Below are 1,551 nucleotides of genomic sequence, written 5' to 3'. Positions count from 1 at the left end.
GGGTGCGTCTATGCCTCCAGAACCTGGGTTACCCCACGCCGTGATTGAACCATCGGCTTTAAGGGCGGCAAAGGCACTCGCAGTTGAATAAATCTTAGTATAGTCAGTGCCAGCGGGTGCGTCTATGCCTCCAGAATCTGAGTCACCCCACGCCGTGATTGAACCATCGGCTTTAAGGGCGGCAAAGGCACTCGCAGTTGAATAAATCTTAGTATAGTCAGTGCCAGCAGGTGCATCTAAGCCTCCCAAACCTGGTGCACCCCACGCCGTGATTGAACCATCGGTTTTAAGGGCGGCAAAGGCACGATCAGTTGAATAAATCTTGGTATAGCCACTGCCATCGGGTGCACCTGAGCCTCCAGAATCTGAGTTACCCCACGCTTTGATTGAGCCATCGGCTTTAAGGGCGGCAAAGGCATCAATAGTTGAATAGATCTTGGTATAGCCTTTGTCAGTGGGTGCATTTGTGCCTCCACTCTCTGAGTTACCCCACGCCTTAATTGAGCCATCGGCTTGAAGCGTGGCAAAAGCAGATGCATTTGGATAAGATGGTACATTATTAAATCCACCAAAATAATTCCTAGCACTAGAATAATCCATTTCAGAAAAGTGCCACTTTTCTACTATTGTTTGCCAATAAACTTTTAATAAAGCCGATTGAGCAGGTAAGAATTGCTCAGTCAATGCTGAGGACAGGACACCTTGCTTGTCAACATGAACAAAAGTTCCACTCTTTGGCCAGTTAACATTCTGGGCAATTTCTACTTCATTACTGTTTTGATGACAACCGCCACAACTCATTACTTCAGCGTGATTTCTAATCATTTTTGCATTATAATTTGACAAATTTAATGCGCTTAGTTTGTTGCTGATGATTGTGCTTAAACTTTTTTTGTTACCGTTAGCGGTATTATCATTTGTATTTACATCTGATTGGAATTCATTGTAGTAATTAGCACTATTCAAACTAATGTTAGAAATATTGATAGCGGTTGAGGGAGTGGCAGGATCAGTACTTGCTGATGCTTTGTTTTGTAAGTAATCATCCATTAGGCTGCGTCCATCAATGGGTTCGCCTGCAATAGCTGTGTGGGTTAAGACAATGCTTAATAGTGAAGTGCGAATAAGGTTTGTGTTAAAAGATGATATGGGATTCATTTTGAATTTTACTTTTGCTTAAAAATTCTGTATTCTACTATTAAATTTAAGCTTGTCAAGCGAGACTCCTGCATTAACCAAGTGTAGGGTAACTTTAAACTGTCTTGAATTCACATCATAAGTACAACACTCGTTAGTCGGTCAAAAAGTATATTAGTTACTCTTTTAACCTGACAAGAAAAAGAAGTGAAACATGCAAAAATATACACAATTGACCTGCGGACAAAGATACCATATTTAAAACCCCCTGCATTAGAAAAATAATTCCCCAATCCAAAAATAAAAACCAAAAACACACACAAACCCCAACTGGTATAATGATTTCAACCAAAACACAGTTTCACCCATCAGGTGAAAACCAAAGACAACCAAGCCCCTCATTAACCAACCAAA

1 protein-coding gene is annotated in these 1,551 nt (G+C 40.9%); it reads right to left on the bottom strand.

Going from position 1 to position 1,551, the window contains the following annotated elements:
- Positions 1-1,158, bottom strand: a 1,158-nt coding sequence (locus BAZSYMA_RS08695; protein WP_479385932.1) for an RCC1 domain-containing protein, incomplete at its 3' end; no start/stop codon positions are given.
- Between the last annotated feature and the right edge of the window lie 393 nt (positions 1,159-1,551).

This window comes from Bathymodiolus azoricus thioautotrophic gill symbiont, assembly GCF_001298715.1.
GTDB lineage: Bacteria > Pseudomonadota > Gammaproteobacteria > PS1 > Pseudothioglobaceae > Thiodubiliella.
This window is presented reverse-complemented; position numbering and strand designations above follow the sequence as displayed.